21 protein-coding genes and 1 riboswitch are annotated in these 26,383 nt (G+C 33.2%); of the genes, 20 read left to right on the top strand and 1 reads right to left on the bottom strand.

Annotation, left to right across the window (positions count from 1 at the left end; all coding sequences use genetic code 11):
* Positions 1-9 precede the first annotated feature (9 nt).
* Together dapG and dapA are read left to right on the top strand one after the other, a co-directional pair.
* Positions 10-1,239, top strand: coding sequence for an aspartate kinase (dapG, locus tag COJ46_RS15175; RefSeq protein WP_097975447.1), 1,230 nt, complete (start codon positions 10-12; stop codon positions 1,237-1,239).
* 20 nt (positions 1,240-1,259) lie between these two features.
* A complete protein-coding gene (gene dapA / locus COJ46_RS15180) occupies positions 1,260-2,153 on the top strand; it encodes a 4-hydroxy-tetrahydrodipicolinate synthase (RefSeq protein ID WP_098566031.1) in 894 nt (297 codons plus the stop codon).
* A gap of 94 nt (positions 2,154-2,247) precedes the next feature.
* Here the strand turns inward: dapA and COJ46_RS15185 are convergent, their stop codons facing one another.
* Positions 2,248-3,780, bottom strand: coding sequence for a multicopper oxidase family protein (locus tag COJ46_RS15185; protein ID WP_097976151.1), 1,533 nt, complete (start codon positions 3,778-3,780; stop codon positions 2,248-2,250).
* A gap of 844 nt (positions 3,781-4,624) precedes the next feature.
* Between COJ46_RS15185 and COJ46_RS15190 the strand changes: the two genes are divergently transcribed.
* From COJ46_RS15190 to recA, 18 genes are all read left to right on the top strand, one after another.
* Positions 4,625-5,233 (top strand): hypothetical protein, encoded by a 609-nt coding sequence (locus COJ46_RS15190; RefSeq protein WP_097975443.1) that lies wholly within the window; start codon positions 4,625-4,627, stop codon positions 5,231-5,233.
* Positions 5,234-5,541: 308 nt separating this feature from the next.
* Positions 5,542-7,212 carry a ribonuclease J gene (locus COJ46_RS15195; RefSeq protein ID WP_097975441.1) on the top strand — a complete coding sequence of 557 codons (1,671 nt, stop codon included), beginning with the start codon at positions 5,542-5,544 and terminating at the stop codon, positions 7,210-7,212.
* Positions 7,213-7,379: 167 nt separating this feature from the next.
* Complete coding sequence (locus COJ46_RS15200) at positions 7,380-8,063, top strand: ClpP family protease (RefSeq protein WP_286131700.1); 684 nt, start codon at positions 7,380-7,382, stop codon at positions 8,061-8,063.
* Complete coding sequence (locus COJ46_RS15205; protein WP_025568559.1) at positions 8,060-8,272, top strand: YlzJ-like family protein; 213 nt, start codon at positions 8,060-8,062, stop codon at positions 8,270-8,272. The genes COJ46_RS15200 and COJ46_RS15205 overlap by 4 nt, the downstream gene beginning before the upstream one ends.
* A 123-nt stretch (positions 8,273-8,395) precedes the next feature.
* The gene (locus COJ46_RS15210) at positions 8,396-10,786 is read left to right on the top strand and encodes a DNA translocase FtsK (protein ID WP_097975438.1); all 2,391 of its coding nucleotides are present in this window, start codon (positions 8,396-8,398) and stop codon (positions 10,784-10,786) included.
* A 61-nt stretch (positions 10,787-10,847) separates the two neighbouring features.
* Positions 10,848-10,949: riboswitch (purine riboswitch) on the top strand.
* Positions 10,950-11,193: 244 nt separating this feature from the next.
* The gene (locus COJ46_RS15215) at positions 11,194-11,919 is read left to right on the top strand and encodes a GntR family transcriptional regulator (RefSeq protein ID WP_056470769.1); all 726 of its coding nucleotides are present in this window, start codon (positions 11,194-11,196) and stop codon (positions 11,917-11,919) included.
* A gap of 169 nt (positions 11,920-12,088) precedes the next feature.
* Positions 12,089-13,186 (top strand): BMP family lipoprotein, encoded by a 1,098-nt coding sequence (locus tag COJ46_RS15220; protein WP_217993261.1) that lies wholly within the window; start codon positions 12,089-12,091, stop codon positions 13,184-13,186.
* Between the two features lie 262 nt (positions 13,187-13,448).
* On the top strand, positions 13,449-14,972 hold the full coding sequence (locus tag COJ46_RS15225; RefSeq protein ID WP_097975434.1) for an ABC transporter ATP-binding protein: 1,524 nt from the start codon (positions 13,449-13,451) through the stop codon (positions 14,970-14,972).
* The gene (locus COJ46_RS15230; protein ID WP_097975433.1) at positions 14,969-16,036 is read left to right on the top strand and encodes an ABC transporter permease; all 1,068 of its coding nucleotides are present in this window, start codon (positions 14,969-14,971) and stop codon (positions 16,034-16,036) included. Before COJ46_RS15225 ends, COJ46_RS15230 begins: the two co-directional genes overlap by 4 nt.
* Positions 16,037-16,039: 3 nt before the next feature.
* Entirely contained in the window at positions 16,040-16,987 is a 948-nt protein-coding gene (locus tag COJ46_RS15235) for an ABC transporter permease (RefSeq protein ID WP_097975431.1), read from the top strand.
* 431 nt (positions 16,988-17,418) lie between these two features.
* On the top strand, positions 17,419-18,690 hold the full coding sequence (gene yfmF, locus COJ46_RS15240) for an EF-P 5-aminopentanol modification-associated protein YfmF (protein WP_483294971.1): 1,272 nt from the start codon (positions 17,419-17,421) through the stop codon (positions 18,688-18,690).
* The gene (gene yfmH / locus COJ46_RS15245) at positions 18,690-19,973 is read left to right on the top strand and encodes an EF-P 5-aminopentanol modification-associated protein YfmH (RefSeq protein ID WP_097975428.1); all 1,284 of its coding nucleotides are present in this window, start codon (positions 18,690-18,692) and stop codon (positions 19,971-19,973) included. Before yfmF ends, yfmH begins: the two co-directional genes overlap by 1 nt.
* 182 nt (positions 19,974-20,155) lie before the next feature.
* Complete coding sequence (gene ymfI, locus COJ46_RS15250; RefSeq protein WP_097975426.1) at positions 20,156-20,884, top strand: elongation factor P 5-aminopentanone reductase; 729 nt, start codon at positions 20,156-20,158, stop codon at positions 20,882-20,884.
* A 112-nt stretch (positions 20,885-20,996) separates the two neighbouring features.
* On the top strand, positions 20,997-21,788 hold the full coding sequence (locus tag COJ46_RS15255; protein ID WP_097975425.1) for a DUF3388 domain-containing protein: 792 nt from the start codon (positions 20,997-20,999) through the stop codon (positions 21,786-21,788).
* 20 nt (positions 21,789-21,808) lie between these two features.
* Positions 21,809-22,702 carry a helix-turn-helix domain-containing protein gene (locus COJ46_RS15260; RefSeq protein ID WP_098566032.1) on the top strand — a complete coding sequence of 298 codons (894 nt, stop codon included), beginning with the start codon at positions 21,809-21,811 and terminating at the stop codon, positions 22,700-22,702.
* A gap of 71 nt (positions 22,703-22,773) precedes the next feature.
* Positions 22,774-23,352, top strand: coding sequence for a CDP-diacylglycerol--glycerol-3-phosphate 3-phosphatidyltransferase (pgsA, locus tag COJ46_RS15265; RefSeq protein WP_097975421.1), 579 nt, complete (start codon positions 22,774-22,776; stop codon positions 23,350-23,352).
* Between the two features lie 23 nt (positions 23,353-23,375).
* A complete protein-coding gene (locus tag COJ46_RS15270; RefSeq protein WP_097975419.1) occupies positions 23,376-24,635 on the top strand; it encodes a competence/damage-inducible protein A in 1,260 nt (419 codons plus the stop codon).
* 249 nt (positions 24,636-24,884) lie between these two features.
* Positions 24,885-25,928 carry a recombinase RecA gene (gene recA / locus COJ46_RS15275; protein ID WP_097975417.1) on the top strand — a complete coding sequence of 348 codons (1,044 nt, stop codon included), beginning with the start codon at positions 24,885-24,887 and terminating at the stop codon, positions 25,926-25,928.
* The last annotated feature ends 455 nt before the right edge of the window (positions 25,929-26,383 follow it).

Here is a 26,383-nt window from a genome sequence, read left to right on the forward strand (position 1 = left end):
GGTGCAAAAATGAAAATATTAGTCCAAAAATTTGGAGGGACTTCAGTACGTGACGAAAATGGAAGAAAGCACGCACTTAAGCATATAAAAGAAGCATTAGAAAAAGGATATAAATTAGTAGTAGTTGTTTCTGCTATGGGACGAAAAGGTGAACCATATGCAACAGATACACTATTAAATCTAGTTGGCGCAAAAAAAAGTCAGGTAACACAAAGAGAACTTGATTTATTAATGTCATGTGGTGAAACAATTTCATCAATTGTTTTTTCAAATTTATTGAATGAAAACGGTATTCATGCCATGGCAATGACAGGTGCAACTGCAGGTTTCCGAACAAATGATGAATTTGGAAATGCAAAAATTCTTGATATGAAATGCGGCCGTCTAATTAAAGAGCTAGAAAACTATGATGTAGTAGTAGTAGCAGGATTCCAAGGATCAACATCTAATGGTGATATCACAACATTAGGTAGAGGTGGAAGTGATACTTCTGCTTCTGCACTAGGGGTTGCTGTTGGCGCAGAAACTATTGAAATCTTTACTGACGTTGAAGGCGTAATGACAGCAGATCCAAGGATTGTAAAAGAAGCAAGACCTTTATCAGTTGTTACTTATGCGGAAATTTGTAATATGGCATATCAAGGAGCGAAAGTAATTCATCCTAGAGCTGTAGAAATCGCGATGCAAGGGAAGGTACCTATTCGAATTCGATCAACTTATTCAAATAGTTTAGGTACACTAGTAACATCGAATCCTACACAACGAATTATTGGTGAGAATATTCAAGATCGTTTAATTACAGGAATCGCACATGTACCGAATGTTACGCAAATTAGAGTAACTTCAAAGGAACATACTTTTGATTTACATTCTCAAGTATTTAAAGCAATGGCAAATAAAGGAATAAGTGTAGACTTTATTAATATCTCACCTAATGGTGTAGTATACACTGTAAGTGATGAAGTTGCTTCAAAAGCGATTGATGTATTAAAAGGAATTGGCTATGAGCCTTCATACACTACAGGATGTGCAAAAGTATCAATAGTTGGAGCGGCAATTGCAGGAGTACCTGGCGTAACTTCAAAAATTGTAACTGCATTAGCTGAAAAAGGGATTCAAATTTTACAATCAGCTGACAGTCATACAACAATTTGGGTACTTGTCAAAAATGAAGATATGGTGGAAGCAGTTACTGCACTTCATGATGCATTTGAACTTAGTTCAGTTAAAGTGGATTAATTTTTGATCGGAGTGGAACAATGAGTAGATTTGGTAAAATTTCAACAGCGATGGTAACACCTTTTGATTCAAAAGGAAATATTGATTTCGCAAAAACAACAAAACTTGTGAACTACTTAATTGAGAATGGTACGGATTCAATCGTAGTTTGTGGAACAACTGGAGAATCTCCAACGTTAACTTCTGAAGAAAAGTTAGCATTAATTAGCCATGTTGTTTCAGCTGCAGACAGAAGAGTACCTATAATCGCGGGTACAGGAAGTAATAATACTCGTGAAACAGTTGAATTAACGAAAAAGGTTTCTGCTTTAGGTGTAGATGCAATAATGGTAGTTGTACCTTATTATAATAAACCGAACCAAGAAGGGTTATATCAACACTTTAAAGCGGCAGCTGAAAGTACTGAACTGCCTGTAATGTTATATAATGTACCAGGTAGAACAGTAGCTAGCCTTTCTGTAGATACAGTTGTAAGATTAGCAGAAATTCCGAATATAGTTGCAATTAAAGATGCGACTGGTAACTTAAGCATCATGACAGAAATTATTGACCGTACTCCTGAAGATTTTGAATTATATTGTGGTGACGACGGCCTAACACTTCCTGCATTTGCAATTGGTTCAAAGGGAACTGTTTCAGTTGCATCACACGTATTAGGAAATGAAATGCAGCAATTAGCTGAAAGCTTCTTTACAGGAGATATGGCTAAAGCACAATTCTTACACCGTAAACTATTACCATTATTTGAAGGATTCTTCATGGCTCCAAGTCCAGGTCCAATCAAAACAGCTTTACAAATGAAAGGTTTAGATGTTGGTGGAGTTCGTTTACCGCTTGTACCACTTTCAGAAGCTGAACGCACAACGATCGGTATATTAATAAATAAATTAGACGTAGCATTACAAAGTAATTAATAACAAAACCACTTACAATTAATCCGATTAATTTGGATGGCGTAAGTGGTTTTTTTAATGTATGGACTCATCCTCAAAAAAAAACACAATTCTTCTATTGAATCACAATAAATGGTCTCATCATTTCATAGTCCTCGTGTTCCAACATATGACAGTGCCAAACATATAATCCTGTGAATGGCCCAAACCTCATGATTATTCTAGTTACTTGATTTGGATTAGCTTGAACAGTGTCCTTCCATCCACATTCTTGTGGCTTTGGTGGAGTCGGTGGATCTGTGTACTGAATGATTCTTTCCTTTTTATACTTTTCTACATCAAAGTTTCTACGATCTAAGATTTGGAAATCAATTAAGTGGAGATGTATAGGATGAGCATCTGGCGTTATGTTAATTAAATACCATATTTCGGTCGTTCCCAATTTCGGATTTTCTGTAATGGGGGCATCCCAATGTTTATTATCCAATAACATAATTTCTCGTCCATACTGATCCATCTTGTGATCTAATGTTAAGTATCGCTGCATTGAAGCAGACTGTTCATTTATTTTTGGAATACTCACCATATTAGCTGGTATCATACTCGTATCCACGTTTGACAATGGCAATGTAACTAGAAATTGCATCACAGTTCCCGTATTTTCATCAACAGGTCTTCCAGATGGAAATGGGGTAGGAGCATCATTCTGCATAATAATCTTCTTACCCTCTAGATTAGTAAAATCGATGATTACTTCTGCACGTTCTGCAGGTGATAACATGAGCTCATTGATTCCAATTGGGTGCTGCATGAATCCACCCTCTGTTGCGATTTGATACATAAGTTGACCAGAATCAAGCTTAATTCGAAAAAAGCGTGAGTTAGAACCATTTAATAACCGAAATCGGTATTTTCTTGGTTCAACTTTTAAATAAGGATGAACTTTCCCATTCACGATTACAGTATCACCAATAAATTCAGGGATAATAGACGTTTGTAGTTCTTTGATTGGTTTATCTGGTTGTTTTGGATAATAAAGAGAACCATCGTGATTAAAACTTTTATCTTGTATCAATAGCGGGACATCATATTTCCCATTCGGTAAATTTAATGAACTTTCCTTCTGATCACTAATTAGATAGAATCCTGCTAAACCAGCATAAATATTAAGCCTTGTAATACCAAGTGCATGATCATGATACCAAAGCGTAGATGCACAATCGCAATTATCATATCGATATACTTGCTTTCTAAAATAACGACCAACTTGTTTATAATCTTTAGTAAACCAAGCTTCCGGATAGCCATCGCTTTCTGGTTCAACACAAGCACCATGTACATGTACAACTGTCCTTACTTGAGGAACATCTTTATGAGCACCATGTACAGTATAATCTATCGGAAAAAGGTGTTTGTCTGGGAGAGCATTAATCCATTTAATAAACACGATTTCACCTTTCTCTACTTTAATTGTAGGTCCAGGATAGCTTCCTTCATACCCCCAAACAGTTGAGTCTCCTAATTCACTATGGAGCGATTGCTTAAACTCTGACATCGTTACTTCATAATAAGTATAAAATTGATCTTTCCAGCGGGGGGTTAAAACGGATGGGATGGGTAGTTCGTCTACGAATTTAGTAAGATTCAATTTTTTTGATCGATCAGCCTTATTGATCAATTGGTTACTATATTTGGTATTAAATTGATCATCTACATCGTTATTAATGGGAGGATTGGTACGTTGTTTGAATAGACTGTTTAAAGTATGGGACTTTCTTTCATTAAAATTCATTCGTATCCTCCTTTTCTAAATTATTCATATTCCTGTATTAACTAAAAATTGACCATTCAATAAGTAAAAACCTTTAAACTGTTGGAATTATATTTGTTCTGGTAGGAAGAAGTTTATGAGTTCTTTTTATAGTGGTAGTGAGGCTTTTAATTAAAATTGAGGCTATATGATTTAACCTATAAATAAGAAGCATTACACAATAATAAACCACTTATGTACGATCCATTTTATTAGGATGTTATAAGTGGTTTTTTTGTAGTTTAGCAGGTAACTGAATTTTTAATTCCAAAAACTAGAATGAATGTAGTATAGTGGGAAATTACCAATTAATTGATCCGAATACGTCATTAAACTTTAACAACAGCATTTTAACCATATGGAAAAAAATGTAATTTTTTTAAATGGGTAGATACATATTCAAATTAACTTTGTCCACATATATTGCTTGTACAGGCCATGTTTAAAAACTTATTTCTATCAATGTAGATATATTAGTTAGCGCTTCATTACGGACAAGTATAAATGGGACAAACGTCAAACCATCTTCTAAGTGTACGTTTAATTTTATTCTAATGCTCCAAAGAAGTCCGCACTTTTCACATCAATTAAATTCCTAATCTACAGTTTGCTTTAGTAATAAATGTTTTAAATATTAAAATTTTTATTAGCCTTAATTATAGGAAAAGAAAGAGGAATATAGATGTCAACAACATATGATCCAAGAAGAAGGGGTATACCTTTTTATAAAGTTATTAACAAAAGTAGTAGTTCAAATGATACTAATAGTGAAGTTAGTACAAATAACAATCATTCAACTGATCTTACTACTAATGTCAATTCAGATATAAGTAATGCAACTGATAGCAATGCTAATGTTAGTAATTTTGACGCAAACAGTTCTGCTAATAGCACCTTCAATGGTATTAGTATTAATGGAAATATCATGACAAATTGCGAAATTACAAATTGTAAACTTACAAATTGTAAAATTACAAATTGCATGATTACCAATAGTATAATATCGAATTGCACTATAATGAATAGTACTATTTCGAATAGCAGTATCACTGATAGTAGTATAATTGATGGTAATATAGTTGATGACAGTTCGATTGATTCGATTGATATTAGCTCTAATGATAGCAATCCAAGTGATAGTAATTCTACTGATAACGTTTCAATTGATATCAATTCAAATGACAGTAACACAGCCGAAAGTATTGTAATTGATAATAGCTTAATTGATAGCATTACAATTAAACAAAGTAAAGACGGTTTTATGATCAATATAGACAAAACCGATACTTAAGTATCGGTTTTTTCGTATTTCCAATTTGGTTCAACATTAGATCAAGGAAAGTTTTTTATATACAGGAATTCATAATTGTAGAACGTAAAAAATAATGAAAACATTTATTACTGTAGTGGAAATCAGGTACCATTCATTTTATTAACTATCATTTTGTTAAAAATTAATTAAAAATACATACCCAAAGTAATCCGTTTTTCCTATTTAAGGAAGAATGTATCTTGTTTTACCTGTTCGGACTAGGATATAATGTTTGTAAGATTTTGAACGGTCTGTCAATTTAAAGAACTAACTAGGAGGAACAGGTTGTGGTGAAGGAAATGAAGGAACAAGTAAAAGTTTTTGCCCTTGGTGGGGTCGGAGAAATCGGAAAAAACATGTATATAGTCGAAGTTGGTGATTTGATTTACGTGTTAGATGCAGGTTTAAAATTTCCTGACCAAGAAATGTACGGAATAGATCATGTCATACCTGATGTAAGTTATTTAGAGAAAAACGCACATAAAGTTGTAGGTGTTTTTATAACACATGGGCATGAAGATCATATTGGTGCGATTCCATATATTATGAATAAGCTTCCACAAGTAAAGTTTTACACGAATAAATTAGCTTATTTATATATAAGAGAAAAATTAAGTGAAAAGGGTATTAAAAACCTTGAGCAATTTGAACTATATGACGAAACTACTTTATTAACATTTGAGAATAGTTCAATTAGCTTTTTTAGGACTACTCACAGTATTCCTGATTCATTTGGATTTTGTGTAAATACACCACAAGGTGCTGTCGTTTTTACTGGAGATTTCAAGTTTGATCAATCGAAAAGTCCTTATCCAGGAGCTGATTTAGGTAAATTAGCATTAATAGGAGATAAAGGAGTCTTATGTTTGCTATCTGATAGCACAAACGCAGAAAGACAAGGGTTTTCGGGGTCTGAGAAGAAAGTATCAGAAGAAATTAAAAAAGAAATCATGAATGCCAAAGGAAGAGTTTTAGTAGCTTGCTTTTCCTCAAATATATATCGAATCCAACAGGTTATTAATGCAAGTGTAGCTTCTGGTAGAAAACTAGCAGTAGTCGGAAGTAGTATGATGAAATCGATTGAAATAGCGAAGGAATTAGATTATTTATCGATTCCTGATGATTTAATGATTTCAGTTGTGGATACAGATAATTATAAAGAAAGAGATATTGTCATCCTTACAACAGGTACTCAAGGAGAACCGATGGCAGCCCTTTCAAAAATAGCTAAAGGTACGCATAAACAAGTTTCAATCCGAAAAGGTGATACTGTACTAATGGCGGCAACACCTATTCCAGGAAATGAAATGTTAGTTTCATCTTCTGTTAATCTATTATTTAGAGCTGGCGCAAATGTTATTTATGGTTATAAAAAGGTACATGTATCTGGCCATGGCTATGAAGAAGAATTAAAATTAATGCTTGAATTAATGAAGCCAAAATATTTCATACCAGTTCATGGTGAATATCGAATGCAAAAAGCACATTCACATATTGCAGAAGAAGTAGGGATGGCAAAAGAAGATATTTTTATTATTGAAAAAGGGGACATCGTTTCGTTTAAAAATGGTCAAGCTTCTCGTACTGAGAGAGTAGAAGTTGGCAACGTTTTAATTGACGGAATTGGTGTCGGTGATGTTGGAAATATCGTATTACGTGATCGTAAGCTACTTTCTCAAGATGGAATACTAATCGTTGTCGTAACGTTTAACAAGCAAAAGAAAGCAATCATTTCTGGTCCGGAAATTATAACTCGTGGCTTTGTATATGTTCGTGAGTCCGAAAAATTAATAACTAGATCAACTGAAATTGTAAAAGACATTACAGAAAAAATGTTGCAGAACGATCAAATTGAATGGACATTATTAAAAAATTCAATTAGAGATGGATTAAGCGCTTACTTATATGAAGAAACAAAAAGAAGACCAATGATTCTTCCGATATTAATGGAAGTATAATTTTAAAAACTAGGTACTTCTTAATCCAGGATGGGTATGATTTCCTTATTATTTTCACATACTAACTTGTATGAAAAATGATAGGGGGAACCGTTTTGACAAATTCAAATAATGAAACACCTATTCCAAACGAAGATGCACCTCCAAAGCCAAATGATCAAAAGGATATGAGCATTGTTGAAAAAATTCAGCAATTAGGACAAACAAATGTTCCAGCAAGCAATGATTCAAAAATCCATTGTTTAACGATAATTGGACAAATTGAAGGGCATGTAGCATTGCCACCTCAAAACAAGACAACGAAATATGAACATTTAATCCCGCAATTAGTTGCAATTGAACAAAATCCTAAGATTGAAGGATTATTAATTGTTCTAAATACTGTTGGTGGAGATGTGGAAGCAGGACTTGCGATATCAGAAATGATTGCGACATTAACGAAACCTACTGTATCAATCGTTTTAGGCGGTGGACATAGTATCGGAGTACCAATTGCAGTTAGTACTGACTTTTCATTTATTGCTGAAACGGCCACAATGACGATCCATCCAATTCGTCTAACTGGTTTAGTAATTGGTGTACCTCAAACGTTTGAATATCTTGATAAAATGCAAGAAAGGGTAACTCGTTTCGTTACGAAGCACTCGAATATTACGGAAGAACGTTTCAAGGAATTAATGTTTACAAAAGGTAATTTAACAAGAGATATCGGCTCAAATGTAGTCGGTGGAGATGCAGTAAAATATGGACTAATTGATGATGTAGGTGGGATTGGGCAAGCACTAAGTAAGTTGCAGGAATTAATTGACGAACGAAAAGAAAAGTCTAATAAAGAGGAGAATGAATTTTGATTCTTTATACAATAATGCCAATTGAATCGATTTTTCCTGTTGATCAACAAGAATACACATCGCAGCAGTTTTTGGAATACAATGGTGTTCCAATGTTGGTTGATAGTGTTGGGGGTACAGCTTTTGAAATTAAAAGAATTGTAAGTACCGATCCGCAGCATTTTATGCAATATACACCTGGTCAAAGAATTTTAGTACTTCCAACTTGAGGTAATTATTAACAATACATGGTAAACATATGTTCTGATATGTTATAATAAATTCAATTTAAGAAAGCAGCCAAAAGGCTGCTTTCTTTGGCGAATCTGCAAATTTTGATGGGGGTGAATTACATGGCAAAGCAGAAGCAGCAAAAGTCAAAAGCTCGAAAATCAGTAACTGGCAATGGTTCAATATGGTATGAAATTAGTGGATTAATATTTTTAGCACTATCAATCGTAACAATATTAAAGCTTGGTATTGTAGGTAAAGCCTTTGTATTATTCTTGAGATTCTTCTTTGGGGAATGGTACATGCTTAGTTTTCTTTTTATCATCGGTTTATCTGCATATAGCATAATTTATCGAAAAAGACCTCCATTTGTTTCGAGTATTACGATTGGTGGATTGTTAATCTTCTTTAGTATATTGATGTTTAGTCATGTTACTCTATTTGATTTATTAGCAAAAAATAATCAATTTCACGATCAATCTGTCATAAAAAGTACGCTCGATTTATTTTTAATTGAAGCCAAAGGCAAAATTAGTACGGTGGATCTTGGTGGAGGTATGATTGGAGCGATACTTTTTGCAGTTTTATATTTCTTATTTGACCGAACCGGTGCGATTCTATTCGGAATCATTGCAATTGTTGCGGGAGTTTTATTTATTACTGGTAAGCCACTTGGTGGTTATATATATCAATATATAATGCCAAAAGTAAGAAATTTAATTTCAGATACCTGGAAGGATTTTACAAATTTCTGGAAGCGTGGTCGTGAACAAAAAACGACTAGTAGACGAGCTGAGGCTAAGCAAAAGAGAAAATCAAAGAAAGATTCATATGAAGACAATGATCATGAAGAAGAAGTGTCTACTGGTAATAGTTTAAATTACCAAGTTAAAAATTCATATGAAGATGAGAACATCGAGCCGAAAAAAGAAATTCAAATCGAGTATTCTCCTACATATCAGCCACCTAAGGAGCCAGAATTGATCATCGCAAATAATTCAAATCAAATCCAGGCTCATTTTGCAGAGGAAGACGATCAGTCTATCGAATTGCCAGTTGCAGAAGTAGGTATTGATGATAAAGTAGATTACGTATTACCATCAATGGATTTATTGGCCTACCCAAAGGGTGCTAAAAAACGTGAAAATGAATCCAAACTAAAGGAAAATGCGGACAAGCTTGAAAGAACATTTCAAAGTTTTGGTGTAAAGGCTACAGTCACAAAAGTACATCATGGACCTGCGGTAACAAAATATGAAGTATACCCTGAAGCAGGCGTAAAAGTTAGTCGTATTGTTAATCTTAGTGATGATTTAGCACTTGCACTTGCAGCCAAAGACATTCGAATTGAAGCTCCGATTCCAGGTAAATCTGCTGTAGGAATTGAAGTCCCTAATACGAGTATAACGACTGTATTACTTAGAGAAGTTCTCGAAGCAAAAAATCCGAAATTACAAAATCCATTAGCTGTATCGTTAGGTAAAGATATTGCTGGTGATGCTGTATTTGCAGAGCTTAATAAAATGCCGCACTTACTAGTAGCCGGGGCGACAGGTAGTGGAAAAAGTGTATGTATAAATGGAATCATTGTTAGTATCCTAATGAATGCTAAACCATCTGAAGTAAAACTAATGCTAATCGATCCGAAGATGGTTGAATTAAATGTTTATAATGGTATTCCTCATTTGTTAACTCCGGTTGTAACAAACCCTAAAAAGGCTTCACAAGCGTTACGAAAAGTTGTTAGTGAAATGGAAAGAAGATATGAGCTTTTTTCTCATTCAGGTACTAGAAATATCGAAGGATATAACGAATTAACGAAACAAAATAATACGATGACTGATTCGAAACAACCTTTATTACCATTTATCGTCGTGATTGTTGATGAGTTAGCTGACTTAATGATGGTAGCTTCGAGTGACGTGGAAGATTCAATCACTAGATTAGCTCAAATGGCTCGTGCAGCGGGTATCCACTTAATTATTGCTACACAACGACCGTCCGTTGACGTTATTACGGGTGTCATTAAAGCAAATATACCTTCTCGAATTGCTTTTAGTGTTTCTTCTCAAACAGATTCTCGTACAATTCTTGATACTGGTGGAGCAGAAAAACTATTAGGAAGAGGAGATATGTTATATCAACCAATCGGTGCATCTAAACCAATTCGAGTACAAGGAGCATTTTTATCTGATGATGAAGTTGAAAGAGTAGTCGAGTTTTCAATCTCTCAACAAAAGGCTCAATACCAAGAAGAAATGATGGTAAAAGAGGAAAAAGATGGGAAATCTGAAGTGAATGATGATCTTTATAATGAAGCTGTTGAGTTAGTAACAAATATGCAATCAGCCTCGGTATCACTACTACAAAGAAGGTTTAGAATTGGTTATACAAGAGCTGCCAGATTAATTGATGCGATGGAAGATAATGGTATAGTTGGTCCGTATGAAGGTAGTAAACCTAGGGAAGTATTAATTAGTAAACCAGTGGAAGATGAGCAAGCCTTGTCTTAAACAAAAAGAAAAAATTGTCGAAACATTATTGACATTTTTAGACATACAATGATATTATTTCTTCAGATAAATTGATAGTCCTCATATAATATCGACATAATGGGTCGGAAGTTTCTACATTGCAACCAATATTTGCAATACTATGGGGAAAAAGCATTATTATGGAGAAATGATTTATATTTACGAAAATCAAAAACTCTTATAATCTAGCTTTTTCACTAAGTGGAACGGTAGATTATAAGAGTTTTTTTTGTTAAATATGAACAAATGATTCATTAACGAAATAAAAAATAAAGCGTTTACAAAAAAGTGTTGAAATGAGTAAAAAATAACAGTATAGTAAAGAAGGATTATACGACAGATGTCTAACAACTGATGTCTGAAATCCGAAGTTTGGGGGATGGGAAATGAAGATTAAAACAGACACCAGATTACTTTATCTCCAAGTGATGGATCGAATAAAACAAGATATTGAGAATGGTATTTACTTGCCACATCATAAGTTACCATCAGAGTATGAGTTATCTAAAATTTTTGGAGTATCAAGAGCAACATTAAGAGAAGCATTAAGAGTTTTAGAAGAAGAAAATATCTTAGTAAGAAGACACGGGGTCGGGACATTTGTGAAACCGAAACCAATTTTTAGGACAGGCATTGAACAATTAAGTAGTGTGTCAGAAATGATTATTGATGCAGGGAAAGAACCTGGTACAATCTTTCTATCTTCTAAACTATTAGTTCCTACGAAGGAAGATTTAAAAAGCTTCACAATCACTGAAGATGATCGTATGCACGTAGTAGAAAGAATTCGAACAGCAAATGGTGAACCTGTAGTTTATTGCATTGATAAATTACCGACTAATTATTTTAAACAGGTTCCTTCATATGAAGATCATTCGTTCTTTACATTCATCAAAAAAGAAACCGGTCGAAATATCGAATATTCAAGTGCAAGAATTGAACCTATCGGTTACCACGATAAAGTTTCTCCTTTATTACAGTGTGAACCAGATGTTTCATTATTATTAATCGAACAGTTACATTTTGACGATTTAAACCGTGCAGTTTTACATTCTTATAATTACTTCAGAGCGGATCAGTTCAGCTTTAATGTTTTAAGAAAAAGAAATTAAATTGTATAGCCAAATTAATATTTACGAAAAATAAGTTTTGGCTGGTTTTCAAATATAGTTTACTGAAATTTCATTAAAATTATTAGGGAGGTGGATCGTTAAGATAACGATTATAAACCAAGCTAGTACAAATGTAAATAAAAATTTAAGGGGGCAAATTTTTATGAAGATGAAAAAAGCTGGTCTTGTTCTTTCAATGGCCTTAGCAGCAGGTACAATTTTAGGTGCTTGTGGTAAAGGTGGAGATACAAAAGACGCAAAAGGCGCATTTAAAGTAGGGATGGTAACTGACTCTGGTACGATTGATGATAAGTCATTTAACCAAGGTACTTGGGAAGGGATCCAAGCTGGAGCTAAAGATTTAGGTTTCAATCTTAAGCAAGATACAAAATACTTAAAACCTGCTGGTGAAACTGAAGCAGATTATTTAAAAGAAATCGGAAACTTAAATGATGCAGGGTTTCAATTTATCATAACTCCTGGTTATAAATTTGAAACAGCAATTAACAAAGCGCAAGATAAATATAAAGATGACAAATTTGTCATTATCGATGGTACTCCACATACAGCTAAAGATTTTACTCCAAATGTAAAAGATAACACAGTTTCAATTTTCTTCTCAGAACATGAAGCTGGCTACCTAGCTGGTATTGCAACAGCAGTTCAATTAAAAACTGGTGATGTTGGATTTATCGGTGGTATGGAAATTCCAGCAGTTCAAAAATATAACTGGGGATTCCAACAAGGTATTAAATATGCAAACGAGAACCTTGGAACTAGCATTACTTTAAAAGCTAATAACGTTGTTTATTCTGGAAGCTTTACAGACAAAGCAGCAGGTCAACAAATCGCAGCTCAAATGTATGACCGTGGCGTTAAAGCGATTTTCGCTGCAGCAGGTGGAGTAGGACAAGGTGCTATTACTGAAGCTAAAAACAGAGTAGCTAGTGGTAAAGAAGTTTGGGTTGTTGGTGTAGACGTAGATCAGTACGCTGATGGAGTTTATAAAGATAACAAATCAGTAATTTTAACTTCAGCTATGAAAGGTGTTGCAAAAGCAGCTTCTGATATGGTTAAAGCTGAAAAAGATAAAAAATTCCCTGGTGGACAAACTTTAACTTACGATGCAAAAAATGATGGAATTGGTTTACCAAAAGAAAATCCAAACTTAAGTTCTGATACTTTAACAAAAGTTAATGATGTATTTAACAAAGTTAAGTCTGGTGAAATTGTAGTAGCAAGTGAAAGAGGAAATTTAATTAAGTAATTATCTTTCTAATTAATAAATGATAGAAGAAGCATAGGAAAGGAGACCCTTTTATATGCTTCTTCTACCCTAAAAATAATTTTTTTCTTTCATGCTTTAATCAATTGCAAGCACTTAATTGAAAAAGCTTCCAATTGATTAGGGCATGACGATCGGGAGAGAGAGTTAAGCCCTCCTTAAATAAAAAATATAGAAAAATATTTCGAAATCAAGTAAAACTTTAAAAATAAAAAATGACTTCGTAATATCAAGGAGGAAAATTATGGAATATGTAGTGGAGATGCTAAATATAACAAAAGAGTTTCCTGGCATTATAGCGAATGATAATATTACACTACGATTAAAAAAAGGGGAAGTTCATGCTTTATTAGGTGAAAACGGAGCAGGGAAATCAACTTTAATGTCCGTCCTTTTTGGAATGTACACACCCGAAAAAGGGATTATAAAAATAAAAGGTAAAGAAGTTAAAATTTCAAATCCAAATGTTGCAAATGAACTAGGAATCGGAATGGTTCACCAACATTTTAAATTAGTTTCAAATTTTACAGTAACAGAAAATATTATTCTAGGTCTTGAACCTAAAAAAGGGCTAGTAGTAGATATCAAGACTGCAGCAAAACGTATTGAAGAGCTTTCTAAAACTTACGGCTTAAATGTAGATCCATATGCAAAGATTGAAGATATTACAGTAGGGATGCAACAAAGAGTCGAAATTTTAAAAACTTTATATCGTAATGCTGAAGTATTAATCCTAGATGAGCCAACAGCAGTACTTACTCCACAAGAAATACAAGATTTAATGAAGATTATTAAAAACTTGATTAATGAAGGCAAGTCAATCATTATCATTACACATAAATTAAAAGAAATTAAAGCTGTTGCAGATCAATGTACAGTCATTCGTCATGGGAAGTACATTGGTACAGTTGATGTAAAACAAACTTCTGAATCTGAAATGGCATCTATGATGGTCGGACGTCAGGTGTCTTTCAAGGTAGATAAAGTAGAATCAAAACCTGGTGAAGTTGTATTAGATGTAAATAATTTAAGTGTCAAAAATAATAAAAAAGTTTTAGGTTTAAAAAATGCTACACTTCAAGTTCGAGCAGGTGAAATCGTTGGGATTGCCGGAGTTGAAGGAAATGGACAATCTGAACTTGTTGAAGCAATTACAGGGTTAAGACCGATTGAAGAGGGTTCTATTTTATTAAAAAATCAAGATATTACAAAACGCAGTATACGTGAGCGAATTAGAAGTGGTATTGCACACATTCCAGAGGATCGTCAAAAAAGAGGACTTGTTCTTGAATATACGATTGAAGAAAACGTTGTTCTAGAGATTTATAATCAAGAACCGTTCTCTAAATATGGAGTTTTAGATAAAGCTGCGATTGCCAAACATGCAAAGAAAATCATTGAAGAATTCGATGTACGCTCTGGTGAAGGGGCTAAAACAGTCGTTGAATCAATGTCTGGAGGAAACCAACAAAAAGCAATCATTGGTCGCGAAATCGAACTTAAGCCTGAGTTATTAATTGCATGTCAGCCAACACGTGGTTTAGACGTTGGTTCGATAGAGTATATTCATAAGAGATTAATTGAGCAAAGAGATAGTGGAAAAGCTGTTCTATTGATCTCGTTAGAACTAGATGAAGTTCTTAATTTATCTGACCGCATTGCAATCGTAAATGCTGGAGAAATCGTTGATATCGTTAATGCCAAAGACACAAATGAAGATGAATTAGGATTAATGATGGCTGGTATAAGGAGAGGTGAAGGGGCATGAAAAAGGGAGGAATCATTTCTTTAATTGCCGTAGTTTTAGGTTTACTAGCTGGAGCATTATTAATTTTAGTAACAGGTAATGATCCAATAGAAGGGTTTACTTATTTATTCCAAGGTGGATTAAAAGATCCGGAGCGTATTGGTAATACATTTGCTACTGCTACTCCGTTAATTTTAACAGGACTTTCTGTTGCATTTGCATTCAGAACAGGTTTATTTAATATTGGTGCAGCTGGCCAAATGCTTTTCGCAGGATTTTGTGCTTCTGCAATTGGTTTAACTGTCGATTTACCTACTCTTATCTTAGTTCCAATTATGGTAATTGTAGCCTTTATTGCAGGTGCAGCTTGGGCATTTATTCCAGGACTACTAAAAGCTAAGTTTAATGTTCACGAAGTAGTTTCTACGATTATGATGAACTGGATTGCATACTGGACTGTTTATTATTTAGTACCACAATATTTTAAAGGTAGTACTGAAACAGAGTCAAAAATGCTTGCAGATGCTGCAACATTAAAAATGCCGTTATTATCAAATTTATTTGGTGGTTCATATATTAACTTCGGTTTATTTATCGCCGTTATTATGGTAATCGTTATTTCATTTATTATTAATCGCACAGTATTAGGGTATGAATTAAAAGCTGTAGGTTACAACCGTAGTGCTGCTGAATACGCTGGTATTTCAGTAAATAGAAATGTTGTTTTATCAATGATGATTTCAGGTGGACTTGCAGGCTTAGCAGGTGTTGTTCAATTCGCTGGTAATGCATCGCTAATTCAAATAGGTGTTTTACCTACTGAAGGATTCGACGGAATTGCTGTGGCACTTTTAGGAATGAATACACCAGTTGGCGTATTTTTCTCAGCAATTTTCTTTGGACTATTATATTCTGGTAAAGGTTTTATGAGTGCAATGACTTCAATTCCACCAGATATTGCTGATGTTATCATTGCTATCATTATTTATTTCTCTGCAACTAGTATTTTAATTAAAAAAGTTATAGATCGAGTATCCAAATCACGCAAATACAAAAACAGCAATGTAGGAGAGAAGGTGAAATAAGGCATGGATTTAATTATACAAATTTTCCCATATGCAATTGCCTATACGATTCCATTATTAATCGTAGCATTAGGTGGTTTATTTTCTGAGCGAAGCGGTGTCGTAAATATTGGTTTAGAAGGTTTAATGGTTGTTGGTGGTTTCGCTAGTGCCTTAACAATTTCAAAACTTCAAGAAACTCATCAAGGTGAAGTTTGGGTTATCTGGGTAGGAATTCTTGTTGCAGTTCTTACAGGTGCTTTATTCTCTTTACTACATGCGTTTGCAAGTATAAATTTACACGCAGATCAAGTAATAAGTGGTATCGCAATTAATATGATTGCAGGTGCTTTAACAATCTTCTTAGCAAGAAATATTACTGGATCAGGAAACATCAGTATTAACGGTATTACTCGTACTGATATCCCAGTCTTAAAGAACATTCCAATTCTCGGAGATCTATTCTTTAAAAACACGTATTCTACAACATGGTTAGTAATCGGTATTCTAATCATTAGTACATTTATACTTTATAAAACTCGTTTAGGCTTACGTCTACGTGCATGTGGTGAATACCCTCAAGCAGCTGATGCAGCAGGTATTAACGTATACCGTATTCGTTACCTTGGCGTTATTATTTCTGGTGCATTCTCTGGATTAGGTGGAGCAATTATTTTAGTAACATACTCTGGCGAATTTACTGGTAGTGTTGCAGGTCTTGGTTTCTTAGCAATTGCTGCATTAATTTTTGGACAATGGAAACCACTTGGAATTTTAGCAGCGACATTATTCTTTGGTGTAGCTACAACAATTGCCAACGTATCGCAAGTTATTCCAAGTTTAGCTCATATTCCACCATTAGCATTAAAGTTATTCCCATACGTAGTAACTTTAATCGCATTAGTAATTTTCTCAAAATCATCTCAAGCACCAAAATCAGTTGGTGTTGCGTATGAAAAAGGTAAACGATAAATAAATGTTTAAAAAGCTTCCTATTAAATTAGGAAGCTTTTTTTTATTCTAATTAAAGGATGTTGTCAATTAATTAGGAATAATATCATTGTTATGAATATTTACTGTAGTTGATCATCTCTCAACTTTTACATGGAAGTTAAATAATAACTCGTTTATATTTTGAAAATGATTGAAACGTAAAGTGCGAGACTCCTGTAGGAAAAGATCGCAGGCTGGCCGAGGAGTTTCACCTCTCTCCACGGATAGGGAGCATCCTTTCGTTCCGGTTGACGTAGTACTTATTTTAAAAGAACAGATTTTTATTTGAATTAATTATTTTGGGTAAACTAAGCAGTAGGTTTTATTTTTGGTAAAATTAGAGATACAATGAAGATATTGGAAATAAATATGAGTAAATAGTATTTGACTAAGGAGGGTTCAATTTGAATTTGTTACAGTACAAAAATAGTGATATTAACGGTATTAAGCTACATGTGGTAACAACTGAAAAATTTAAAACAAATTCGATTACATTAAAAGTACGTGGAAAACTTGAAGAAGATACAGTATCGTATCGCGGAATTTTACCTTATGTATTGCAAAGTGGAACAAAAGATCTTCCTACCAATGGTGAAATTAGAAGAAAATTAGAAGAATTATATGGGGCGACCTTCTTTGTAGACGTATCGAAAAAAGGGGATTATCATGTTATGTCATTTACAATTGACATTGCAAATGAAAAATACCTTTCAAATCAAGGTTCATTACTAAATGAAGCGCTAATGCTTATTGCTTCTATTTGGCAAAATCCATTTTTAGAAAATGGGGTATTTTCAGCTAAGCATGTTGAAACTCAAAAAAGAACCCAAGTACAACGAATTCAATCAATAAATGATGATAAATTGAAATATGCAAATCAACGACTAGTGGAAGAAATGTTTAAGGATGAACCTTATGCATTACTTGCAAATGGAAAAACAGAAGATGTCAATTCAATTACAGCTGAGTCACTTTATAAGTATTATGAAAAAGCTTTGCAACAAGATTTAATTGATCTTTATATAGTTGGAGATGTTGCATTTGACCAATGTAAACAATTAGTTGAAGAGAACTTTAGAAACACAACTAGTGAAAGATTAACAGTCGATACAACAAAAGCAACGCCAGTCGATTCTCCTAATGAAGTAATTGAAGAGCAAAAACTAAATCAGGGCAAACTACACATCGGATATACTACTGGAATCTCGATTAAAGATCCAGATTACTTTGCACTTCAAGTGTTTAATGGACTTTTTGGTGGATTCTCTCATTCAAAATTATTTATCAATGTTCGAGAAAAAAATAGCTTAGCATACTATGCTGCTTCTCGTTTTGAAAGTCATAAATCAATTTTAATGGTTATGTCTGGTATAGCAAGTGAAAATTATGAAAAAGCAACTACAATTATTGCTGAACAACTGGAAGAAATGAAAAAGGGAAATTTCTCTGAAGAAGAAATTGATCAAACAAAATTAGTGATTAAAAACAGTCTATTGGAAAGTATGGACACTGCATATGGAATCATTGAAACATTATTCAATGACCAAGCTGCAGGGAATGAACGTCCAATCGAGGACTGGTTCCCTGAAATTGAAAAAGTTACGAAGAATGAAATTGTAGCTGTAGCTAATAAAATTAAACTTCACACAACTTATTTCTTAAAAGGTCAGGAGGGAGCATAATGGAAAAAAAGTATTTTGAACAATTGAATGAAACGCTTTATTTCGAGGAGCTTGAAAACGGATTAAAAGTATATATTCTTCCTAAACAAGGCTACAACAAAACATATGCGACCTTTACAACGAAATACGGTTCGATTGATTCTGAATTTATTCCTTTAGGAAAAGATGAAAAATTAGTTGTACCAGATGGGATTGCTCATTTTTTAGAGCACAAATTATTTGAAAAGAAAGATGGGGATGTATTCCAGGTTTTTAGCAAACAAGGAGCCTCTTCTAATGCGTTTACAAGTTTTACACGAACTGCTTATTTATTTTCAGCAACGAATAATGTAGAACAAAATTTAATGACTTTAATTGATTTTGTTCAAGATCCATATTTTTCTGATCAAAGTGTTGAAAAAGAAAAAGGAATCATCGGTCAGGAAATTAAAATGTACGAAGATAACCCTGATTGGAGACAATATTTTGGGATGATTGCTAATTTATATGGTAAACATCCTGTTAGAACAGATATTGCTGGTACAGTTGAATCAATTTCAAAAATTACAAAAGAATTACTTTATACTTGTTACGAAACTTTTTATCACCCAAGTAATATGTTGTTTTTTGTTGTAGGTCCAGTAGACCCGGATAAAACAATGAATTTAATTAAAGAAAACCAAAGCAAAAAAACGTTCAAAGATGCAAATGAAATTAAGAGATTTTTCCCTGAAGAAACGCCTGAATCTGCAGAAAAGAAAAAAGTGTTACATATGAATGTCCAATCATCAAAAGTACTCGTTGGCGTAAAAGACTTTTCTGCACCTAAAGGTGGAAGCGATTTATTAAAACATGAATTATCAATTTCAGTATTACTTGATTATTTATTTGGTAAAGGCTCAAATACGTATCAACAAATGTATGAAGATGGTTTAATCGATGATACATTCTCATATGATTACTCTGCAGAAAATGGTTTTGCTTTTGCGATCATCGGAGGAGATTCTACTTCACCTGAAAAACTCTCTGAAAAAATAAAAGAAGTGTTATTAGACTCAAAAAATCATCAGTGGGAAAAAGAAATTGTCGATCGCGTAGTTAAAAAGAAAATTGGCGGATTCTTACGCTCATTAAATTCTCCAGAATATATCGCTAACCAATTTACGCGATATGCGTTCTTAGATATGCATTTATTTGACATTGTATCTGTGTTACAATCTATTTCTGTAGAGGATTTAAAAGAAAGTGCCAGTCATCTAATAAATGAAGACTATATGAGTGAATTTTTTGTTCTTCCTCATTGAATGAATTAAAAGCATCCTCTATGGGATGCTTTTTGAAATTTTAAAAATTTAAGGGTTTTTAAAGAATCTAAGTGTACTATTTATTAATAAAAAATTTTAAGAGAGCTTCCTCGCTTACCTTTATATTTCTTAATACTCTTTAACCCTGCATTAAAACCTCGAATAAATGGAGATTATATTAAATGAGAAAAAGAATTCTTGTAATTGGAGCTAGTGGTGACATTGGCTTAGCAATTTCGAAAAAATTAATCAATGAAAAATATGATTTAGTTGTCCATTATAACAGTAAGAAAGAGCCACTTAATAAACTGATTGAATTGGCTAATGAGATTGAAGTAAGTTGCCAATTTGTTCAAGCAGACTTGTCAATTGAAAATGGAGTTGAAATTTTAACATCTCAAATAAATGATCCAATCGATTCAATTGTGTATGCATCTGGTTTTTCAATCATTGGTTTGATTAACGATGTAAGTGATGAAGAGATTAATCGAATGACTCAATTACATATAAAAAGCTTGATTAAAGTAGTCAATTATTTTCTTCCTAATATGGTGGCTAAAAAATCTGGCAGTATCGTCGTTATTTCGTCTATATGGGGACAAATTGGTGCTTCATGTGAAGTATTATATTCAACTACTAAAGGTGCTCAAAACGCCTATGTGATGGCATTAGCTAAAGAATTAGGACCAAGTGGAATAAAAGTAAATGCTGTTGCTCCAGGTGCCGTTAAAACCAATATGTTAAATACCTTCAGTGAAGAAGATTTAAAAGAAATTGCAAATGAAATTCCAATGAATCGTTTAGCTCTTCCAAGTGAAATTGCGAATACTGTAAATTACCTAATTTCCGAACAATCTTCTTATATAACTGGCCAAATCCTTGGAGTAAACGGCGGTTGGCATACTTCATAGCAAAGTTTCCGGTCGAAAGTTATTTATTTCACATATTTTACCTTTTATATTATGGCGAAATCGTTTATTATTAAATGGAGAGTTAAGTAGTTAACAAATAGGGGGTATAGGTATGGAGTTAATCGAATGGTATTTTGAGTATGAAATACATAAGAATCGCCCTGGACTACTTGGAGATATTGCATCGCTAATCGGTATGCTAGGGATTAATATTTTAACAATCAATGGTGTCGACACAATGAAACGCGGCATGTTACTTGGTTGCGATAACGATGATCAAATTACTAGATTTGAATCAATTTTAAATACTATGGACAATATAACAATAATTAAACTTAGAAAGCCAACTCTAAGAGATCGCTTAGCTGTAAGACATGGCACTTATATTCAACGAGACGTAGATGATAAAAAGACTTTTCGTTTTGTCCGCGATGATTTAGGTATGCTTGTTGATTTTATGGCAGAATTATTTAAAATGCCAGGCCATAAGCTAATCGGAATTAGAGGAATGCCTCGTGTTGGTAAAACTGAATCAGTTGTAGCAGCAAGTGTATGTGCAAATAAACGCTGGTTATTTGTTTCATCAACATTAATTAAACAAACATTAAGAAGTCAATTAATAGAAGACGAATATAATTCAGATAATGTATTTATTATTGATGGCATTCTTTCTCATAGAAGAGCAAATGAGCAACATTGGCAATTGGTTCGCGAAATTATGGCAATGTCTTCTGTGAAAGTAGTGGAGCATCCTGATGTATTTGTACAGCAAACTGAATACTCTTTAGAAGATTTTGATTACATAATTGAATTAAGAAATGATGAAAATGAAGAAATTAAATACGAACTTGTAGACCAAATGGATAAAAATGGACACAACTCGTTCTCGATGTTTGATTTTTAAAGTTAGTTGGGGTGTAACTTGTGACAGAATTAGGAAAATATTTACGAGAAGCAAGAGAAGCGAAAGGCTTATCAATTGACGATGTACAAGAGTTAACGAAGATTCAGAAACGTTATCTTGAAGCAATTGAAGAAGGTAATTATGAAATATTGCCAGGGCAATTTTATGTTCGTGCATTTATTAGACAATATGCAGAAACAATTGGTGTTGACGTTTCTGGATTTCTAACTGAAAAGCCAGTGGTAGAGGAATCAACTGTGGCTAGTACAGTAGAAGAAGTAAAGTATGAAGAAATCCCTAGTAGAGCATCGAAGCTTAAAGAACCATTAAGCAATGTTAAGTCATCACGAATAATGGATTATTTACCAAGGATACTAGTAGCGATTCTTATCATTGGGATTTGCATCGCTATTTATATGATGTTCCCATCAAAAAATGATGAAAAATCTGCGGATACAAATCAATCACAATCTAACTCTAATTCTGAAATTGAAAAGCCAAAAAATAATGCGCTAGATCAGGCAAAAGTTAAAAATACGAAAAAAACAGAGAAACCGAAAAATGATGTGACTGAGCAAACGCCAGCGCAAAAAATTACTGTTGACTCTGCAGCGGGTAAACGAACTACTATTTCTTTATCTGGTACGGATGTATTTAAATTAGAAGTAGTTGCAAATGGTGAAAGTTATGTGGATTTAAAAAATGCTGATGGAAAAATGTTCTATTCCGGAATTTTAAAACATGGACAAACTCAAAACTACGACTTAACAGATGAAAATGAAGTAACTGTAAATATTGGTGCTTCTAATAATGTTGAGCTACGAATTAACGATGAGGTATTTAAGTATCCAGTTAGTCCAACAAATGCTGTTCACCAAAAGATTACGATTAAAAATTTAAAAATGAATCAATAGTCATCTTTAAGATGGCTTTTATTCATTTATTATAAATGCTTCATTTTTAGAAAGTTTTGGAGGGTTTTACCATGAATTTACCAAATAAGATTACAGTTTCAAGGGTTTGTCTAATTCCATTATTTATGATTGCCGTTTTAATCGATTTTGGATGGGGAAATGTTACATTAATGGGTGATTCAATACCAGTTAATCATTTAGTAGGAGCTGCAATTTTTATTATTGCCTCAGTTACTGATTTTATAGATGGTTATTACGCAAGAAAATATAATCTAGTTACTAATTTTGGAAAGTTTTTAGATCCACTTGCTGATAAATTACTTGTTTCATCAGCATTAATTATCTTAACTGATTTTCATTATGTTCCTGCGTGGATTACAATTATCATAATAAGTAGAGAGTTTGCTGTAACCGGTTTACGAATGATTTTAGCTGGCTCTGGAGAAGTTCATGCTGCTGCAATGCTAGGTAAAATTAAGACTTGGGCTCAAATAGTTGCGATTTCTGCATATTTCTTACATGATTTCCCATTGAATTTCTTACCATTTTCAATTGCAGATGTATCACTTTGGGTGGCATTATTCTTTACAGTATATTCTGGTTGGGATTATTTTTATAAAAATAGAGATGTTCTTCTTAAATCTATGTAATTAATAATATAGGGGGAAATGATATGAAACGTGCTGAAATCATCGCAGTAGGTACTGAGCTACTTTTAGGCCAAATTGCAAATACAAATGCTCAATTTATAGCTAAACAGTTATCTGCATTAGGATATCACCATCATTTCCAAACAGTTGTAGGAGACAATTCCGAACGACTTAAAAGTGCATTAGAAATTGCTTCATCAAGAAGTGATTTAATCATCTTAACTGGTGGACTTGGACCAACAAAGGATGATTTAACGAAAGAAGTTGTCGCAGAATTTGTTCAAGAGTCACTTGTTTACCATGATCAATCACTAGAGTATATTGAAAAATATTTTATTAAAGTAAATCGACCAATGACTGAAAATAATAAAAAACAAGCATTAGTCATTAATAACGCACATGTTTTATTGAATAAAAATGGTATGGCACCTGGAATGGTTTATGAAGCGAAAAATAAACAATTTGTATTATTACCAGGACCACCTAAAGAAATGATTCCGATGGTTGAGAAAGAACTAATTCCTTATTTTTTAAAAGGTAAGGAAGCAAGTACGATTATTTCGAAAGAGCTTAAGTTTTTTGGCATCGGGGAATCGATTTTAGAAACTGAAATACTTGATTTACTTGAAAATCAATCAAATCCAACGATTGCTCCTTTAGCGAGTGAGGGAGAAGTAATGCTTCGAGTTACTGCAAGTGCTAGTAATGAACAAGAGGCAGAAAAACTAATTGGACAAGCTGAAGAAAAAATACGTGAGCGTGTTGGGCAGTTTATATATGGTACAAATAATGAAAACTTATTTACAGTTTTATCAAATAAGCTAAAAGATTTTAAACTGACTATTTCTGCTGCTGAAAGTTTAACTGGAGGTCTATTCAGTAAAAGAGTGACAGATATTCCTGGGAACTCGTCTATTTTTAAAGGTAGTATTGTTTGTTATTCTAATGAAATGAAACAAAACCTTTTAAATGTTCCATCAGACATTCTTAATAAAAATGGTGCAGTAAGTGCAGAGTGTGCAAAATCACTAGTTGAAAATATTCAAAGATTAACAGGAAGTAATATTTCAATTAGTTTTACTGGTGAAGCAGGACCGTCTACATTAGAAGATGTGCCAGTAGGGAAAGTATTTATCGGTATAAAAATTGGCGATTCTGATCCAATTGTAAAAGAGTTTCAATTCAGTGGCACTAGAGAACAAATAAGATTATCAAGTGTCAAAAATGGCGCGAACTTGTTGATTAAATTAATTAATTCAAGTTTTGAAAGTCAAGACTTATAAAATGAAATAGAATATTTTATAATATAAAAGCTCGGTTAATTTAGCCGAGTTTTTTAATTTTATAGTTTCGATATTAATAAAAATCTAGTTTTATAGACCGAAAAATACGAAACAAGCGTTTCTATTCTTTAAAAATTAAGTTTAAATACGAAAAATATCGAATAAACGTTCTATTTTTTTGTTGGCAAACGAACAAAAAACAGTTATTATATAGTTAAGAGATAAATGAATCCTTAAGGAGGAATCTAAATGAGTGATCGTCAAGCTGCATTAGATATGGCTTTAAAACAAATTGAAAAACAATTCGGTAAAGGTTCAATTATGAAACTTGGGGAACAAACTGACCGCCAAATTTCAACTATTTCTAGTGGATCGTTAGCACTAGATGTTGCATTAGGTGTAGGTGGTTATCCTAGAGGACGAATTATCGAAGTATATGGTCCTGAAAGTTCAGGTAAAACAACTGTAGCATTACATGCAATCGCTGAAGTTCAAGCAAATGGAGGACAAGCGGCGTTTATAGATGCTGAGCATGCATTAGATCCGGTTTATGCTCAAAAATTAGGTGTAAACATTGATGAGTTATTATTATCTCAACCAGATACAGGTGAACAAGCACTTGAAATCGCTGAAGCATTAGTACGTAGTGGTGCAATTGATATTATCGTAATTGATTCAGTCGCTGCATTAGTTCCAAAAGCTGAAATTGAAGGTGAGATGGGTGATGCTCACGTAGGTCTACAAGCACGATTAATGTCTCAAGCATTACGTAAACTTTCTGGTGCAATTAACAAGTCAAAAACGATTGCATTCTTCATTAACCAAATTCGTGAAAAAGTTGGGGTTATGTTTGGTAATCCTGAAACGACTCCAGGTGGACGTGCGTTAAAATTCTATTCTACAATTCGTTTAGAAGTACGTCGTGCTGAACAATTAAAACAAGGTAATGATATTGTGGGTAACAAAACAAAGATTAAAGTAGTTAAAAATAAAGTAGCACCACCATTTAGACAAGCAGAAGTAGACATTATGTATGGAGAAGGTATTTCTAAAGAAGGAGAAATTCTTGATATTGGATCTGATTTAGATATCGTTCTTAAGAGTGGAGCTTGGTATTCTTACAATGAAGAGCGTCTTGGACAAGGTCGTGAGAATGCTAAGTCATTCTTAAAAGAAAATAAAGAAATACGTGATACGATTAAACAATCAATCCGTCTTCATCATGGTTTAGATAACCCTGTTACTATTACTGAAACAGATGACGAAGAACAATTCTCTTTATTAAATGAGTAATCATAAGTTAACAAAAAATGCGGGCGCTTATTAAAAGTGCCTGCATTTTTTTATATTTATAATTTCATGTTTCCTTTATTTTTAGAGAATGGAAGGATTCACCAGGCCTATAGGAAATTCCAAGTGAGAGGTTATTGGAATGACAATGAAGAGTCAAATCAAATCAATCATGGTATGTAGGTGTTTTGCATTAGAATCAGGCATACTTTTATGATCAGGGCTTATCAAAATAACAGACAATACCTATTTTCTTTTATAATTATAAGTAGTACTTTATAAATGAAAAATTCGATCAATTAACTTATTAATCAGATCTTAAAAAAAAATTAATGAATAAAATTTAGATTCTCATGTATGAAATCTAGTAAAAATGTAATAAATATTGATAAATCAAGTAAGTAAGCGATTTACAAGGCTTGACATCATTTGGTAAGAGATTTAATATTTAAGTGTAT

This window comes from Bacillus sp. AFS077874, assembly GCF_002566505.1.
Lineage (GTDB): Bacteria > Bacillota > Bacilli > Bacillales > Bacillaceae_G > Gottfriedia.

What these genes read in the sequence shown, in the direction of transcription:
- dapG (WP_097975447.1), top strand. Translation starts at nt 10, where the DNA reads ATGAAAATATTAGTCCAAAAATTTGGAGGGACTTCAGTACGTGACGAA.
- dapA (WP_098566031.1), top strand. Translation starts at nt 1,260, where the DNA reads ATGAGTAGATTTGGTAAAATTTCAACAGCGATGGTAACACCTTTTGAT.
- COJ46_RS15190 (WP_097975443.1), top strand. Translation starts at nt 4,625, where the DNA reads ATGTCAACAACATATGATCCAAGAAGAAGGGGTATACCTTTTTATAAA.
- COJ46_RS15200 (WP_286131700.1), top strand. Translation starts at nt 7,380, where the DNA reads ATGAGCATTGTTGAAAAAATTCAGCAATTAGGACAAACAAATGTTCCA.
- COJ46_RS15210 (WP_097975438.1), top strand. Translation starts at nt 8,396, where the DNA reads ATGGCAAAGCAGAAGCAGCAAAAGTCAAAAGCTCGAAAATCAGTAACT.
- COJ46_RS15215 (WP_056470769.1), top strand. Translation starts at nt 11,194, where the DNA reads ATGAAGATTAAAACAGACACCAGATTACTTTATCTCCAAGTGATGGAT.
- COJ46_RS15220 (WP_217993261.1), top strand. Translation starts at nt 12,089, where the DNA reads ATGAAAAAAGCTGGTCTTGTTCTTTCAATGGCCTTAGCAGCAGGTACA.
- COJ46_RS15225 (WP_097975434.1), top strand. Translation starts at nt 13,449, where the DNA reads ATGGAATATGTAGTGGAGATGCTAAATATAACAAAAGAGTTTCCTGGC.
- COJ46_RS15230 (WP_097975433.1), top strand. Translation starts at nt 14,969, where the DNA reads ATGAAAAAGGGAGGAATCATTTCTTTAATTGCCGTAGTTTTAGGTTTA.
- COJ46_RS15235 (WP_097975431.1), top strand. Translation starts at nt 16,040, where the DNA reads ATGGATTTAATTATACAAATTTTCCCATATGCAATTGCCTATACGATT.
- yfmH (WP_097975428.1), top strand. Translation starts at nt 18,690, where the DNA reads ATGGAAAAAAAGTATTTTGAACAATTGAATGAAACGCTTTATTTCGAG.
- ymfI (WP_097975426.1), top strand. Translation starts at nt 20,156, where the DNA reads ATGAGAAAAAGAATTCTTGTAATTGGAGCTAGTGGTGACATTGGCTTA.
- COJ46_RS15255 (WP_097975425.1), top strand. Translation starts at nt 20,997, where the DNA reads ATGGAGTTAATCGAATGGTATTTTGAGTATGAAATACATAAGAATCGC.
- pgsA (WP_097975421.1), top strand. Translation starts at nt 22,774, where the DNA reads ATGAATTTACCAAATAAGATTACAGTTTCAAGGGTTTGTCTAATTCCA.
- COJ46_RS15270 (WP_097975419.1), top strand. Translation starts at nt 23,376, where the DNA reads ATGAAACGTGCTGAAATCATCGCAGTAGGTACTGAGCTACTTTTAGGC.
- recA (WP_097975417.1), top strand. Translation starts at nt 24,885, where the DNA reads ATGAGTGATCGTCAAGCTGCATTAGATATGGCTTTAAAACAAATTGAA.